This is a genomic window from Prosthecobacter sp. (genome assembly GCF_044373815.1).
GTDB lineage: Bacteria > Verrucomicrobiota > Verrucomicrobiia > Verrucomicrobiales > Verrucomicrobiaceae > Prosthecobacter.
In genome coordinates this window covers 1-15,061 of the sequence record NZ_JBIPNG010000119.1, presented here as the reverse complement: position 1 = coordinate 15,061, position 15,061 = coordinate 1, and the positions used below count along the sequence as shown (strand labels likewise).

Annotated in this window: 14 protein-coding genes and 1 pseudogene; 12 read left to right on the top strand and 3 right to left on the bottom strand. The window is 60.1% G+C overall.

The annotated features are described in order from the left end of the window. The 9 genes and pseudogenes from ACIREA_RS12045 to ACIREA_RS12005 all read left to right on the top strand — a co-directional run. Positions 1-320: pseudogene (locus tag ACIREA_RS12045) on the top strand (hypothetical protein); the annotation flags it as partial. A gap of 132 nt (positions 321-452) precedes the next feature. Beyond that, positions 453-647 carry a hypothetical protein gene (locus tag ACIREA_RS12040; RefSeq protein ID WP_397382518.1) on the top strand — a complete coding sequence of 65 codons (195 nt, stop codon included), beginning with the start codon at positions 453-455 and terminating at the stop codon, positions 645-647. Next, positions 640-3,024: a cytochrome-c oxidase, cbb3-type subunit I gene (ccoN, locus tag ACIREA_RS12035; RefSeq protein ID WP_397382517.1), complete on the top strand. Its 2,385-nt coding sequence runs from the start codon at positions 640-642 to the stop codon at positions 3,022-3,024. Before ACIREA_RS12040 ends, ccoN begins: the two co-directional genes overlap by 8 nt. A 24-nt stretch (positions 3,025-3,048) precedes the next feature. Next, positions 3,049-3,201, top strand: a complete 153-nt coding sequence (locus tag ACIREA_RS12030; RefSeq protein ID WP_300931642.1) for a hypothetical protein — start codon at positions 3,049-3,051, stop codon at positions 3,199-3,201. Beyond that, positions 3,194-3,892, top strand: a complete 699-nt coding sequence (locus ACIREA_RS12025; protein WP_397382516.1) for a cbb3-type cytochrome c oxidase N-terminal domain-containing protein — start codon at positions 3,194-3,196, stop codon at positions 3,890-3,892. Before ACIREA_RS12030 ends, ACIREA_RS12025 begins: the two co-directional genes overlap by 8 nt. A 15-nt stretch (positions 3,893-3,907) precedes the next feature. Then, a complete protein-coding gene (ccoG, locus tag ACIREA_RS12020) occupies positions 3,908-5,341 on the top strand; it encodes a cytochrome c oxidase accessory protein CcoG (RefSeq protein ID WP_397382515.1) in 1,434 nt (477 codons plus the stop codon). Next, complete coding sequence (locus tag ACIREA_RS12015; RefSeq protein WP_397382519.1) at positions 5,304-5,486, top strand: hypothetical protein; 183 nt, start codon at positions 5,304-5,306, stop codon at positions 5,484-5,486. The genes ccoG and ACIREA_RS12015 overlap by 38 nt, the downstream gene beginning before the upstream one ends. Beyond that, positions 5,483-6,175, top strand: a complete 693-nt coding sequence (locus ACIREA_RS12010) for a sulfite exporter TauE/SafE family protein (RefSeq protein WP_397382514.1) — start codon at positions 5,483-5,485, stop codon at positions 6,173-6,175. Before ACIREA_RS12015 ends, ACIREA_RS12010 begins: the two co-directional genes overlap by 4 nt. 13 nt (positions 6,176-6,188) lie before the next feature. Continuing rightward, positions 6,189-8,540, top strand: coding sequence for a heavy metal translocating P-type ATPase metal-binding domain-containing protein (locus ACIREA_RS12005; protein ID WP_397382513.1), 2,352 nt, complete (start codon positions 6,189-6,191; stop codon positions 8,538-8,540). A gap of 206 nt (positions 8,541-8,746) precedes the next feature. Here ACIREA_RS12005 and ACIREA_RS12000 read toward each other — a convergent pair whose 3' ends face one another. After that, positions 8,747-9,442, bottom strand: coding sequence for a class I SAM-dependent methyltransferase (locus tag ACIREA_RS12000; RefSeq protein WP_397382512.1), 696 nt, complete (start codon positions 9,440-9,442; stop codon positions 8,747-8,749). A 205-nt stretch (positions 9,443-9,647) separates the two neighbouring features. Beyond that, positions 9,648-10,931, bottom strand: coding sequence for a sulfatase (locus tag ACIREA_RS11995; protein ID WP_397382511.1), 1,284 nt, complete (start codon positions 10,929-10,931; stop codon positions 9,648-9,650). Positions 10,932-11,155: 224 nt separating this feature from the next. Here ACIREA_RS11995 and ACIREA_RS11990 point away from each other — a divergent pair, with 224 nt between their 5' ends. After that, complete coding sequence (locus ACIREA_RS11990; RefSeq protein WP_397382510.1) at positions 11,156-11,779, top strand: hypothetical protein; 624 nt, start codon at positions 11,156-11,158, stop codon at positions 11,777-11,779. A 74-nt stretch (positions 11,780-11,853) separates the two neighbouring features. Then, a complete protein-coding gene (locus tag ACIREA_RS11985; protein ID WP_397382509.1) occupies positions 11,854-13,314 on the top strand; it encodes a DUF1501 domain-containing protein in 1,461 nt (486 codons plus the stop codon). Between the two features lie 13 nt (positions 13,315-13,327). On the opposite strand, the gene ACIREA_RS11980 is transcribed toward ACIREA_RS11985, so the two are convergent. After that, complete coding sequence (locus tag ACIREA_RS11980; protein ID WP_397382508.1) at positions 13,328-14,311, bottom strand: endonuclease/exonuclease/phosphatase family protein; 984 nt, start codon at positions 14,309-14,311, stop codon at positions 13,328-13,330. A gap of 81 nt (positions 14,312-14,392) precedes the next feature. Here ACIREA_RS11980 and fabG point away from each other — a divergent pair. Further along, a partial coding sequence (fabG, locus tag ACIREA_RS11975; RefSeq protein ID WP_397382507.1) for a 3-oxoacyl-ACP reductase FabG occupies positions 14,393-15,061 on the top strand: 669 nt, incomplete at its 3' end.

Below are 15,061 nucleotides of genomic sequence, written 5' to 3'. Positions count from 1 at the left end.
TCCGGTTTCTGCGGGAGTTTCTCACCAGCGAACCGCTGGACTGGGAGCGCAACTGCAACCTGTACTGCTGGTACTATTACACCCAGGCTTTCTTTCAGGCGGGGGCGGATGACTGGAAGTTCTACAATGCGCAGTTTTTGCCGCAGATTCTCGGTGCCCAGCAGGCCGACGGCTCTTTCAAACGGGGGCGTCCGAACTGGCCTGCAGGCGATGCGGCGGACGCGATTTACCGTCAGTGCCTGTGCACTTTGCAGCTCGAGGTTTATTTCCGTTATCTTAAGGTCGCGGATCGTGATGAGCCGTCGATTTTCGAGAAGTGACCGGTGCAGAAAAAGCGCAGGAATTGCGCTACGCCACAAGATCGGGTGAGGCATTACCAAGGGGGGGGGAGCGACGGGGGGTAATCTGCGCTTCTATGGGTCCAGCGAGAGCCTGATGCTCCGCAGCCCCTTATGGAAGTTTTCGCAGTCACCATCTTCGTCAGCCTGATGTTCGCCGTCTTGTTTGCGGCCCTGTATCTGGCCGAGCGGGGACAAAGACGGCGGGGCAGCCTCGAACAAGATGCGCTGCTGCCACTCGACGAACCTGAGGGCGCTCGCGTGACCGTGCCTGCAACACTTTCCTCACACTCCCTTTCCCATGACTAGCACCGCAGCCTCCAAAGTACCCATTGAATTCAACGACAAAGTCGTCCGCCAGTTTATGCTGGCCTCGATCATCTTCGGCGTCGTTGCCATGCTCGCAGGCGTTTTCATCGCCAGCCAGCTTAACTTCCACCAGCTGAACCTCGCTGAATGGCTGACCTTCGGCCGCCTGCGCCCGCTGCACACCAATGCGGCGATTTTTGCGTTCGTGGGCAACATGATGTTCGCAGGCATCTACTACTCGACGCAGCGGCTGTGCAAGTGCCGCATGGGCAATGACACGCTGAGCTCCATCCACTTCTGGGGCTGGCAGCTCATCATCGTGGCGGCGGCGATCACGCTGCCGCTGGGCCTTTCACGCGGCAAGGAATACGCCGAACTGATCTGGCCCATCAACATCGCCGTGGCGGTGATCTGGGTGGTGTTCGCAGTGAACTTCTTCCTGACGCTGCACAAGCGCAATGAGCCCAGCCTCTATGTGGCGCTGTGGTTCTACATCGCCACGATCGTGACGGTGGCGATGCTCTACATCGTCAACCATCTCTCCATCCCCACGAGCTGGACGCACAGCTACGGCATCTTTGGCGGTGTGCAGGACGGTCTGGTGCAGTGGTGGTACGGGCACAACGCCGTGGCCTTCTTCCTGACGACGCCGATCCTCGGCATCATGTATTACTTCCTGCCGAAGGCGGCGGAACGTCCGGTTTACTCCTACCGTCTGTCGATCGTGCATTTCTGGTCGCTGGTGTTCCTCTACATCTGGGCGGGTCCGCATCATCTGCTGAACACGGCGCTGCCAAAGTGGCTGCAGATGCTGGGCATGTTCTTCAGCCTGATGCTCTGGGCACCTAGCTGGGGCGGCATGCTCAACGGCCTGCTCACGCTGCGCGGTGCCTGGGACAAGCTGCGCACAGATCCTGTGATCAAGTTCTTCATCGCCGGTGTGACCTTCTACGGCATGTCCACCTTTGAAGGACCGCTTCTTTCCATCCGTGCGGTGAATTCGCTCTCCCATTACTCTGACTGGACGATCGGTCACGTGCACAGCGGGGCTCTCGGCTGGAACGGCTTCATGGCGGCAGGCATGTTTTACTGGCTGGCTCCGCGCCTGTGGGGAACCAAGCTGTATTCCATCAGCATGGCGAACTTCCACTTCTGGATCGGTACGCTGGGCATCCTGCTCTATGTGGTGGCGATGTGGATCAGCGGCGTGATGCAGGGGCTGATGCTGAATCAGGTCACCGCAGACGGACTGGCCGTGAAGAACACCTTCCTGGACACGCTGCAGGCAATTCGCCCGCTCATGGGGCTGCGCATCATCGGCGGCGGCATGTTCCTCCTGGGCTGGATCGTGATGTGTGTCAATCTGTGGAAGACCATCCGCAGCGGCAAGCCAGTGAACGAAGTGCGTGAGGTGGCGGTGCTCCAGCGCGGCCAAACAGACACGATGGGCATGAAGGAAACCTTCTTCAACGACCCCACGGCCTGCACCTTTGGCGCGATGCTGCTCGTCTTTGGCTGGATCTTTCTCCCTCCTGGCGCTGACATCGCTTCCCTGATCTGCGCAATCATCTTCGGTTTTCTGGCGGTGCGCCGCTTTCAGAAGACGAGCCACACATGGGCCCTCTGGTATGAGAGCCTGCTGCACAACTACCTGCCCTTCACGGTGCTGACGTTTGTGGCCGTGGTCATCGGCGGTCTGATCCAGATCATCCCGACCGTGACGGTGAACAGCGCGAAGAACGTGGAAGACCGCATCCAGAAGCTCTATGAGCCGCTGGAACTCGCAGGCCGCGACATCTATGTGAGCGAAGGCTGCTACAACTGCCACTCGCAGATGATCCGCACGCTGGTGCCGGATGTGATGCGCTACGGTGACTATTCCCGCCTCGGAGAGAGCATCTATGATCATCCGTTCCAGTGGGGCTCCAAGCGCACGGGTCCTGACCTGGCACGTGAAGGCGGCCAGCGTCCAGACTCTTGGCACTATGAGCATTTGATGGACCCTCGCTCGATGTCCCCGATGTCCAACATGCCGCCGTATGCGCACCTGAACACGAAGCCGTTTGATCAAAAAACACTTCCGGCCAAGATCGCCGTGCTGCGTCAGCTGGGCGTGCCCTATCCGCCGATGAATGGCACGGAGATCAAGATGAAGGCTCTTGAGCAGGGCGTGAAGATCGCCACGGAGCTGAAGAAGTCGAACATCGTGGTGCGGCCTGACAGCGAAATGGTGGCGGTGATCGCCTACCTGCAGAAGCTCGGCCAGTTCGAGCAGCCAGCTGTGGAGGAAGCCCTGTCCAAAAAAGGTCAAGGAGTGCCATTCCCGCTCACCCCGATCATTCCTGACAACGGCCGCCGAGCCAACGGCGCAGAGTAACCCCACGCCCCTCCAAAGCAGCCCATGTACAAGCGCATCATTTACGAAAACTGGCACCTCGTTGTGCCTGTCATCTCCTTCGCCACCACCGTGCTCGTTTTTGGCATCATGACTCTTCGCGGCATGCTGCTGCGCAAAGACAAGGCCGAGCACATGTCACGTCTGCCACTTGAATAACTCCCTCCCCGCCATGGACCCCAAGAAGCCATCCCCCAACAACGAGCCCCAACTTCGCGAACACAGCTACGACGGCATTCAGGAGTATGACCAGAAGCTGCCGAACTGGTGGCTCTTCACCCTCTACATCGCCATTGCGTGGTTTGTGGTCCACTGGCTGTGCTACTACCAGCTCGGCCTGGGCAGCAGTGACACGGTCGTGATCGACAAGGCGATGGCCGAGATGCAAACGGCACGTGACAAGCAGATGGAATCCATCAACGATGAACAGCTCTGGGCGCTGTCGCGTGATTCCGCTGCGGTGGCGGCCGGCAAGGCCACCTTCATGACGCCGGGTATGTGCGTCACCTGCCATGGGACTGAACTCAATGGACTGCTCGCCGGCGTCAAACTGCCAGGCCTGCCACTGAACGATCAGGAATGGAAGCATGGCGGCAAGCCGACGGAGATTTTCAAGATCGTCCGCAAAGGCTCTCCCGACATCACCAAAGGCATGGCCGCATGGGAAATGGTGCTGGGTATGAAGCGCGTGAGTGAAGTGGTCGCGTTTGTCCTGAGTCATCACAAAGAAGGCGAGCCGATCACGCGCGCCGCAGATTCACCAGGAGCCACACCTGGAGCTGCCCCGGCCGCGCCCGCGCCTGCACCTGCTGCTCCCGCTACACCTGCCGCCGCGCCTGCCGCCAAATAGCCGCAAGGCCTCCCCATGCCACTCAACCCCCTGAACCTCGTTTCACTTGGATCCATCAATGAGGATGGAAGCAAGAAGACACTGCACCCGGCCGATGTGTCCGGCAAATTCACGAGGGGCCGGCGCTTGGTGGCGCTGCTGCTGCTCATCACCTATGTGGCGCTGCCGTGGATACCGGTGAACGGTTTCCCAGCGGTGTTTCTGGATGTGCTGAACCGGCGCTTTCACTTCATGGGCCTGACGCTGGCGGTGCAGGACCTGTGGGTGGGGTTCTTCCTCGTGACGGGCCTGGGGTTCTCGCTGTTTTATATCACCGCGCTGTTTGGGCGTGTGTGGTGCGGGTGGACCTGTCCTTACACGGTATTTCTGGAGCACATCTACCGCCGTATTGAGCGGCTGGTGGATGGCGATGCCTCGGCACGGCGCAAGCTGGACGCGGCACCGTGGACGGCGGGAAAGATCACGCGGAGAGTCATCAAGCACGCGCTCTACATCCTGTCCTCGCTCATCATCGCGCACATTTTTTTGAGCTACTTTGTCTCGCTGGAAAAGCTTTATGAGATGATGCACCACTCGCCGCAGGCGCACGTGGTCGCCTTCGGTGTGGTGATGTTTCTCACCGTGGGGCTTTATGGAGCGTTCAGCTGGTTTCGTGAGCAGTTTTGCGTGATCATGTGCCCGTATGGCCGTATGCAGTCCGCGCTGGTGGACGACGACACGATCAACGTGGGCTACGACAAAAAGCGCGGCGAGCCACGTGGCAAGGCGGGGACCACCGGAGCGGGAGACTGCGTGAACTGCCTGCGCTGCGTGCAGGTTTGCCCCACGGGCATCGACATCCGCAACGGGCTTCAGCTTGAGTGCATCGGCTGCGCGGCATGCGTGGACGCCTGCGACACGATCATGACGAAGCTGGGACGGAAGACCGGGCTGGTGCGCTACTCTTCCCTGACTGCGTTTGAAGGAGGCAAGACACGCTTCATCCGCCCGCGCATTATTTTGTATACCGGGCTGCTGTTTCTCGGGGTGGCGGTGTTTGCCTTTTCGGCGAGCCGGATCGAGCCGATGCGCGCCAATGTGCTGCGCATGCAGGGTTCGCCGTATTATGTGACGAACAACAGCGTGCGGAACCAGTTCCTCGTGCGCCTCATCAACAAGCGCAATGAACCGCGCACCTTCACGCTGGCGCTGGATGGCGGACTGCCCGCAGGACTGGCCGCCGCAGGTGCGGACGCGCCGATCACCATCGCCGCGCAGGGAGATGAACTGAAGCCGCTGATGATCACGCTGCCGGAGAAAGACTTCAAAGCCCCCTTCAAGCTCACCATCGTCATCACCGACACTAAGGACGGCAAGATCTACCGCACCAAGCCTTTCGAGTTTACCGGCCCTGACCCAACCCTGAAATCCAATGACTACCTTGCCCCCGGACAATATCTCCAAAAGTGAAACCCTGGGCTGCATCGCAAGCCGTCCGTGGCTGTGGGTGGTGCTCGCCTTTGTAATGCTTCTCAGTGCATGGAGCGTGCTGTTCTACATCGCACTCAACAATCAGCCAGAGATCGTGCCGCTTAAGCATCTGATACCGGCATGATGCAGATCGACACCAGCGCTGCAGCTTTCGTGGCCGGCATTGTCACCAGCGTCCACTGCGTGGGCATGTGCGGGCCGCTGTCGTGTTCGTGGGCCATCGGGCCGAAAGGTGGCGGCTTTATGCGCAGCACGGCGCTGTACCACACCGGGCGCATGATTTCTTATGGTGCAGCGGGCGCGATCGCCGGAGCGATTGGCGCGGTGCCGCTGGCCTTTTTTCAGCATGGGGCGGGCATGGTGCTGCCATGGCTGCTGGTGCTGGCGTTTGCCTGTGTGGGCCTAGGGCTGGATGCCTGGCTGCCGAAGCCGCGCTTTCTCTCCGCCGGGCTGCGCCGTGTGCAGACGGCGGCTTTTAAAATGAAGAGCACATGGCGTGCCGCCCTTCTCGGGCTGGCCACGCCGCTGCTGCCCTGCGGGCCGCTGTACATGATGCTGGCGCTGGCCTCAGCGAATGGCAGCGCCATGAAGGGTTCTGGATTTGCGGTGGCCTTTGGTCTGGGCACGCTGCCGCTGCTGTTTCTGGCGCAGACCCAGCTTCATTTGATGGGCGGTCGCCTTCAACCTGGCACGATGCGGAAAGTACAGCGTGGCCTGGCGCTGGTGACAGCGATCATTCTGGCCTGGCGGCTGCGTGATACGCTGGACTTTGGAAGCAGTGAAGCAGCGAGCTGCTGCCATGCGATGAACTGATTTTTTGAATGCTATGAACACGACCTGCAAGCACTGCGGGACACCGGTCCCCAACACCCGAAGCGACGGCTTTTGCTGCGCGGGCTGCCACTCTGTGCATGACATGCTGCAGCAAAATGGACTGGAACATTTTTATGATCTCAAGTCCGGACTGAACCTGCCGCCTGTACCTGCGCAGGCCATGCGGCAGCAGGACTATGGCTGGCTGGAAACCGCCACGCTGGCTGCCGAGGCGACGCGGGTGAGTGAAGACGTGGCCGCTGAGCTGAGCGTGTCAGTGCAGGGGCTCTCCTGCATGGCGTGCATCTGGCTGATCGAACGGGTGTTTGCCAAACTGGGTGGCACGCAAATCAATGTGGACATCTCCAGCGGTGAACTGCGCATGGCGTGGCAGCCGGGGAAATTTCAGCCGGTGGAGTTTGCGCGAGAGCTGCAGCGCTTTGGCTATCTGCTGGGCATGCAGCGTGCCGATGGTGGGCAGACCCGTGACAACGGCCTGGAGCGCCGCACCGGTGTGTGTGGTGCCTTTGCGATGAACGCGATGGCATTCTCCCTGCCTGCGTATTTTGGCATGCCGGCGGACTTTCCTTTTGCGCACTGGTTTGACCTGGTGGCGGCGGCCTCGGCCACGCTGTCGCTGCTGGTGGGCGGCAGCTACTTCGCGCAGCGTGCGTGGCATGCGCTGCGTGCGGGTGTGCTGCATATCGATACGCCGATCACGCTCGGGATTCTGGCGGCGTATGCGGGATCTCTCATCGGCTGGATGAGCGGGGAGCCGGGGCTGAAGTACTTCGACTTTGTGGCGATGTTCATCTTTCTGATGCTGGGCGGCAGGCTGGTGCAGCAGTTGGCCGTGGCGAGAAACCGCCGCAGGCTGCTGCGTGACCCCTCCATTCCTGAGGCGGAGATGCTGGAGGCGTTGCAAGCGGGTGCGACTTTCACCGTGAAACCCGGGCAGGCCGTGCCCGTGGCCGCGAAACTGACCGATGAGCATGCGAGCATCAGCCTGGAGTGGATCAGCGGAGAAAGCGACTCCTGCACGCGGAGCAGCGGCCAACTTCTGCCATCAGGTGCGCTGAACGCGGGTACACGTGCACTGAATGCGGTGGCTCTTGAAGCCTGGAGTGAGTCGACTTTGCACAAGCTGCTGGATGCACGCCGTGGTGGGGATCACCGGGATCTGCGACTGGAAAAACTGCTGCGTGGTTATCTGGTGGTGGTGGTGCTCGCGGGCGTGGTCGGCGGACTTTGGTGGTGGTGGCACACGGGCGAATGGGCGCGGGGGCTGCAGGTCATGATTTCCGTGTTCGTCGTTTCCTGCCCATGCGCGCTCGGAGTGGCGGCACCGCTGGCGGATGACATCGCAGCAAGCCGTGCGGCAGACCAGGGAGTCTTTGTGCGCACGCTGGGGCTGTGGAAAAAGCTCACGCGGCTGCGTCAGGTGGTGTTTGATAAAACGGGGACGCTGACGCTGGAGAACCCGATGCTGATGAATCCTGCGGTGCTGGATGAACTGGATGGCACATCCCGCCAGATGCTGCGCCATCTGACGAGCGGCAATCTGCACCCGGTGAGCCGCAGCTTGTTTGATGCCCTAGGCGGCATGCATGGTGAAGGATTTGAAGCTGATGTGTGGGAAGAACCCGGACAGGGGCTGCGCTGCGAGCATGCAGGCGCGGTGTGGGCGATCTCACGGCCGCAGGATTCGACTGCGGATGCGATCTTCACCCGCGATGGTGTGACGCTCTGCGCCTTCCGTTTTCGTGATGCGCTGCGCGCGGAATCTCTGGCGCAGGTGGAGGCACTGCAAGCTCGTGGGCTTCGCGTGAGCATCCTCAGTGGTGACCGCGAGGCCAAGGTGGCGGCGATCGCCGAGCAACTGCATCTTCAATCAGAGCAATGGCAGCACAGCCTGACGCCGGACGAAAAGGCGGCGTGGATCTCCGGCCATGAGCCACAGGGCACGCTCTACATCGGTGACGGTGCGAATGACAGTCTGGCGTTTGATGCGGCTGCGTGTGCTGGCAGTCCGGTGACGGGTCGCAGCTTTCTGGAGCACAAGGCGGACTTCTATTTCCTGGGACACAGCATGCGCTTCATGAGCAGCTTGCTGGACATTGCGGCCACGCATCGCCGTGCGGTGCATGCGGTCTTTGGGTTTTCGGTGACGTATAATATTGTCACGGTGATCGTTGGACTGATGGGGCATCTGAGTCCGCTGCTGGCTGCGATTTTGATGCCGCTGAGTTCTTTGGCCACTCTGTCGCTGGTGGCGCTGCTGTTCCGGCGTGGTGGGAATGCCGGGGTGAGGAAGTATGTGGAGCCGGATGTGGCGGGTGGGGTTCCGTGTGTGACGGCGTGTTGAGTGGGAGGCTATAGAAGCCTGGGGTTGCACCAAGCTGGCGAATGATTCACTGGGCCCCTCACCCCAGCCCTTTGACTTCGTCTATCTCCGCTGCGCTCCGGTTCCCCGAAGAGAAATTTGTGTTTTCGTCGTAGCTCAGGGACGGGGAGAGGGAGAACGGCTTTGGCTGCCTTGGATGTGGTGACACCGCATGATTTAAAACGCGCCTAGATGAGATGCGGAAAGCGACATGGGGCAGGTGGTGCATCTTCTTCTGCGTCTTCGATGTGCGAGCGTGTTTTTAGCCAGAGTTTCAATGTGCCGTCGTAGGCTGTTTTCATGCAGGTGTAGCATTCGGGGACTTCGGCGCAGCTGCCGTAATAGGTGACGATGCGTGTGCCGAGGGGTTTTAGCTCAAGCTGCTGCTGCACGTGGAGGGTGTAGTCGTCGTAGAGCCTTGATTCCATGTCCACATCGTGGTCGATGCGCAGCATGGGGAGGATGTTTTCCTCGAAGGGGTTGAAGAGATAGAAGGCATCGAAGGCTGCAAAGGAGATGGTGGTGATGTTGCCATGAACGATTTCAGCCCGAGTGATGCGGAGGCGCTCCAGGAGTTCGCGTGCGGCTTTGACGAGCCGACTGCGCTGCTCCACGCCGGTGAAGTGGCCGAGGGTGGTGGTGGCTCCGACGGCGCAGAATTTTCCGGGGCCGCAACCGATGTCCAGCACGCGGGTGCCGGGCTTTTCGACGAGCATTTGCGCAGCCATCTGGCAGACATCCATGGGGGTCCAGTGGCAGGCGGATTGTTCGCGAATGTGCTCCGGATAATGCTGGTCGAATTCGTGATCTCTGAATGCGGTCAGGAATTCGGTGTCGGACTCGATGGGGGGAGTCGGGCTCTGTGGGTAGAAACGAGTGGGCACGTCTTTAAGTATGACAGACACTCATGGCTGTCGATGCCGAGCGCTGGGTTTTGGTGTCAAGGCGTCACACATCCCAGTGGGGCGTGTCCGCGCATTCCGTGTGCGGTTTAAGGCAGACTGAAAGGGGACTGTCCGCGTTCTTCGGTGCTCAGGGGTATGCGTGTCGCACTCGGAGAGTGCGAACCACGCCGCGCTGGGTGTTTCTTCATGGCCTCCAGCATGCGTCCAGCTTTGCGTTCAGTGTCTTCACCTTGTCTGCGTTTTCGGATGCGAGGTTTTTCTCTTCGGTGGGATCTGCTTTCAGATCATACAGCTCCACGACATCCTTAGGCTGGTTGGTTTTGTCGGGGACGATGAGCTTGTCGTGGCCGTTGATGATCCAGCGCCAGCGCAGGCTGGAGGCGGGCACGTTGAGATCGACGAAGTTGTGGGTGAAGCATTCGCCGTAGAGTGTTTTGCGGGCGCTGACGGCGGATGTGTCGAGGAGGTCGATGCCGGGGAAGGTCTTGGCGGGAGCGATGCCGACGGCCTTGAGCAGGGTGGGCACGAGATCGATGGATTGTGCGAGGTCTTCGGACATTTTTGGCTGCACGTGGCCGGGCCAGCGGATCATGATGGGGGTGCGCAGGCCGCCGTCGTACTGGCTTTGTTTTGATTTCTCGGCGTAGCGTCCGGTCTTGGGGTTGGTGATCCAGCCGTTGTCGCTGAGATAGACGAAGATGGTGTTTTCTTTCATGCCATTGTCGTCAATGTGCTTGATGAGTTCGCCGCAGGTTTCGTCGAACCAATCCACCATGGCCCAGTATTTGGCCACGTGCTCGCTGGGGGCTTTGTCCTTGTATTTTTCCAACAGGCGCTGCGGCGGCGTGTGGGGATCGTGCGGCATCATGGGGGCATACCAAACGAAGAAGGGCTTCTGCTGCTTTTTGGCTTCGCTGATGAAATCATAGATGGGCTGCATGGTCTTGCGGCCGATGTCGAGGCCGGCATCTCCATGGCGGCCGCCGTGGGTCATGCCATGGGTGAAGCCGCCGCGCTCGTAGCTCTTCTGCCACCATTTGCCGGTTTGCAGACTGAGGTAGCCTTTCTGCTTCAGCATGGTGGGCAGGGTGCCTGCTTCTTCGAGGTGTTTGCTGATGACTTCGCGGCCGGCATCAAACTGCGGGCTGGTTTGAAACTCGCGCGGCTTCATGCCGGCGGGGATGGGCGGGTCGTTGCTCGTTACTTTGTGCTGATGCGGATAGAGGCCGGTGATCAGCGAGGCGAGGCTGGGGCAGCAGAGGCTGCAGGGGACGTAGCCGCGGGTGAAGGTGAGGCTTTCTGCGGCAAGGCGGTCCAGATTTGGCGTCTGGATGATCTTTTGGCCCATGAAGCCGTAGTCGCTGTACAAATGATCGTCCGAAATGATCATGACGATGTTTGGCGGTGCATCGGCGGCGGTGAGCAGGCAGGGCAGGGCGAGCAGTGAGAGGAAAAGTCGGCGGATCATGGGCGCATGAGAACGACGGGCCTGCGGGGCATCTTGCCGGGCAAATCGGGCTCAATTGCAGGAAGAAGGCAATCCAGACTTGCGCATGTGCGCTGGAACGGCAGCCTAGCGGGATGATTCGGAAACGCTTTCGGCGCGTGGTGCCGGCGCTCAGCATCTGCCTTTTTTCACTTACCTCCTGCAAAATGCACGTGGGCTCGTTTGCCTACAGAGCCATGCACAGCATGTCGAACCCGCTGACCTCGGAGCCGCTAGACTACCTGCCATTTCCGGATCTCAAGCAGTGGGCAGCCCTCCCGGGACCCATGCTGGAAGTGCAGGGGGGCAAAGCGATCCCGCGCAGTCTTTTTATTCGCGAAGATGAGTTGCCGAAGGGATCGCCCAAGGCGAAACGGCCGAGTTCTGGGCTGACGGGCAGGGCGGGGGATCTGATGGGGATGGTGACTTCGCTGCTGGCCATCGCGGCGGGATCCACTTCGGATGACAAGCTGGGGTCGATCGATGACACGCGGCGGCAGCTGGCGGTGAATGAATTTCCCTTTGTGCTGCTGCAGGGGGCGGACCTTGTTTATGTGAAGGCGGACAAGCAGACGTGGCCACGTCTTGCGCGTGCTGACAAATGGAGCAAAATCACCGTCATCACGAAGGACGGCACGTTCTTCGGCATCGCTCAGCGCATTCATTTTCGCAGTTCGTCCTCGGAGGTGGTGCTGGAGGGGGACCCGACGGTGCAGTCCGGGCAGCAGCACATCAAGGGGGCGAAGCCGGATGCGATCATGGTGCTGGATTTTGCGAAGCGTCGTGTGCAGGTGAACGGGCCGGTGGTAGAGAAGAAGCTGTTTCGGTGAACGGGGATGCTTTTTTGAGGTTTTCATTTTTCGGTCCGTCGTAAGCCTGTGCCTTCTGCCTGCGTTCTTTCGACATGGATCCTTTCCTTGAATATCACCGCAGTCAGACCCGCCGGCAGTTTTTTGGCCAGACTGGCCTGCGCCTGGGTGGCGTGGCGCTGGCGGGCATGATGGGTGAGCAGTTTGCGAGCGGGGCATCCAGCCTCGTGCAACCGGCGCTGCCCGGGCTGCCGCATTTTGCGCCGAAGGCCAAGAGGCTGATCTATCTGCACATGAATGGGGCGCCTTCGCAGCTGGATCTTTGGGATCACAAGCCGCAGCTGCAGCAGCATTTTGACAAGGATTTGCCGGACAGTATCCGCAACGGGCAGCGCATCACGACGATGACGAGCGGTCAGGCGCGGTTTCCGGTGGCGCCGAGCATGTTCAAGTTTACGCAGCACGGGCAGTGCGGGCGGTTTGTGAGCGAGCTGCTGCCGCACACGGCGAAGATTGTGGATGAGATCGCGGTGATCAAGAGCGTGCATACGAGTGCGATCAATCATGACCCGGCTTGTACTTTTGTCATGACTGGGAGCGAGGTGCCGGGGAAGCCGAGCATTGGTTCGTGGCTGGGGTATGGCCTGGGCAGCGAGAGCAATGATCTGCCGTCGTTTGTGGTGTTTACGCCGACATTTCCTGCGGCGAGTCAGGCGCAGGCTTTGTTTACGCGCATGTGGAGCAGTGGTTTCCTGCCGACGAAGTACACGGGTGTGGCGCTGCGGGGGCAGGGAGATCCCGTGCTGTATGTGAAGAATCCGCCGGGGGTGGATGGCAGCGACCGGCGGACGATGCTGGATGCGCTGAACAAGCTCAATAACATCAACCACGCCCGCATTGGGGATCCGGAAATTCAAACGCGCATCGCCCAGTATGAGATGGCCTTCCGCATGCAGACGAGTGTGCCGGAGCTGACGGATCTGAGCAAGGAGAGCAAGGCGACGCTGGAGATGTATGGGGACGATGTGAATCGCAGCGGCAGTTTTACGCACAGCGCCATCATGGCACGCAGGCTCATCGAGCGCGGCACGCGTGTGGTGCAGATTCTGCATCGCGGCTGGGACCAGCATAGCAATCTGCCGAAGCTGCTGCGTGGTCAGGTGGAGGACACCGAGCGGGCTTGTGCGGCGCTGATCATGGACTTGAAGCAACGCGGGCTGCTGCAGGACACGCTTGTGGTTTGGGGTGGGGAGTTTGGTCGTACGGTCTATTCACAAGGAACGCTAACCAAGGACAACTATGGACGCGATCACCACCCGCGCTGCTTCACCATGTGGATGGCAGGTGGTGGGGTGAAGGGGGGCATCGAGCACGGTGAGACCGACGACTTCAGCTACAACGTGGCCAAAGATCCCGTGCACATCAATGATCTCAATGCCACGATCCTGCACCTGATGGGCATTGATCATCGCAAGTTCAGCTTCAAATTCCAGGGGCTGGATCAGCGGCTTACCGGGGTGGAGGAGCACAGTCCGGTGAAGGCGGTGCTGGCGTGAGGTGAAATTGAGCCTATTGAGAGGACCGCCGGATCTCGACCGTCACGGAGCGGTGGTCGGAGCCTGTTTCGGTGCCGATGGTGCGCTTTTGGATGGTCAGGCCGCGTTTTGTGAGGACGTGGTCGATGGGGATCATCATGGGGAGTTTTAGCCCCCAAGTAGGAGGCCAGACGGGATCGACGGAATGGAAGTCCAGGCCGCCTGTTTCGCGCAGCAGGCGCATGCCTTCGCACCAAGGGGTTGCGTTGAGATCGCCGGCCACGATGACTTCGCCGGGGAGGCCTGAGACGAGGGTGGCGATGCCTGACAACTGATCGCGCCATTCATGCGCCCTCTGGCCGCCCATCGGCGGCATGGGATGGGTGCCGATGAAGGTGAGAGGTCTGCCAAGGTGATCGAGATTTAGCACGAGAGTGGGCAGCCACCAGACGGTGAAGCGGCGGACTTCGGAGCTTTTCATGGGCAGCCGGGTGTAGCAGGCGATGCCAAAATTGACGTCGCTCAATTCTTCCACGTGATGGGGGTATTTGATGCGAAGCGGCTCCAAGGATGCACGCCAGGAGTCATCGACCTCCAAGAGGCAGATGATGTCCGCGTCTGTCTGCATCACATGGGTGATGGCTGCGGTCTGGTTCTTGTTTTCCGTCAGGACATTGAAGGTCATGACGCGCAGGGCTTTATCACCTGACGCACCCTCCACCTCGGATGTTTGATGGAAGGCATGGATGATTTGTGCATTCCAGAGCACAGAGATCAGTGAGATGAGCACCAGCCAGGTGCGACGACGAATCAGCGCGTAGATCAACACGAGGGCGCAGACGATCACGTAGTGAAGCCGGAAGTGTGAAAGGAGATCGAAAAGCCAGCCATAGCGGCCCAGACTGCCGAGCCAGGTGCAGGAGAGGGCGAAAAAGACGATGGCATCACAAAGCCCGCCCAGTGAGACGGTCTTATTTACAGGGATAGGTTTGTCGGCTGGCGGCGCGTCGTCACTCATCGGCAATGAGGACCCTACGCATGCGCGGTGTGCATGCACCTTCTTCTTGCACGCTGAAGCATGCCGTTCATGGATGAAGGCATGGGTAAACTTCAAGATAAGATCGCAGTCGTCACCGGTGCCGGACGCGGCATTGGCAAAGCCATCGCCGAAACCTTCGCCGCCGAGGGCGCGAAAGTGGCCGTCGTCAGCCGCACACTGGCCAACGCGCAAAGCGCTGCGGATGCCATCAACGCCACCTATCCCGATGCTGCGAAGGCTTATGCGCTCGACGTGGCCGATGGTGCGGCCTGCGCCGAAGTGGGCAAGCAGATCCTGGCAGACTATGATCACGTGGACATTCTGGTGAACAACGCCGGTGTCACCAAGGACGGCCTGCTGCTGCGCATGAGCGAGGAAGACTGGGACGTGGTGCTGGACACCAATTTGAAGGGTGCTTTCAACATGGTGAAGGCGTTTCAGCGCAGCATCTTGAAGCAAAAAGGCGCGCGCATCATCAACATCAGTTCTGTGATCGGCTTGATCGGCAATGCGGGGCAGGCGAACTACGCGGCAAGCAAGGCGGGCCTCATCGGTTTTACCAAGTCCCTGGCGCGTGAGTTTGCTGGTCGTGGAGTGACGGCGAACTGCATCTGCCCTGGGTTCATTGCCACGGACATGACGCATGTGCTCAATGATGCGGTGAAGGGTGAGATTTTGAAGAAGATCCCGCTTGGAGATCTCGGCGCAGGTGAAGACATTGCTGAAGCC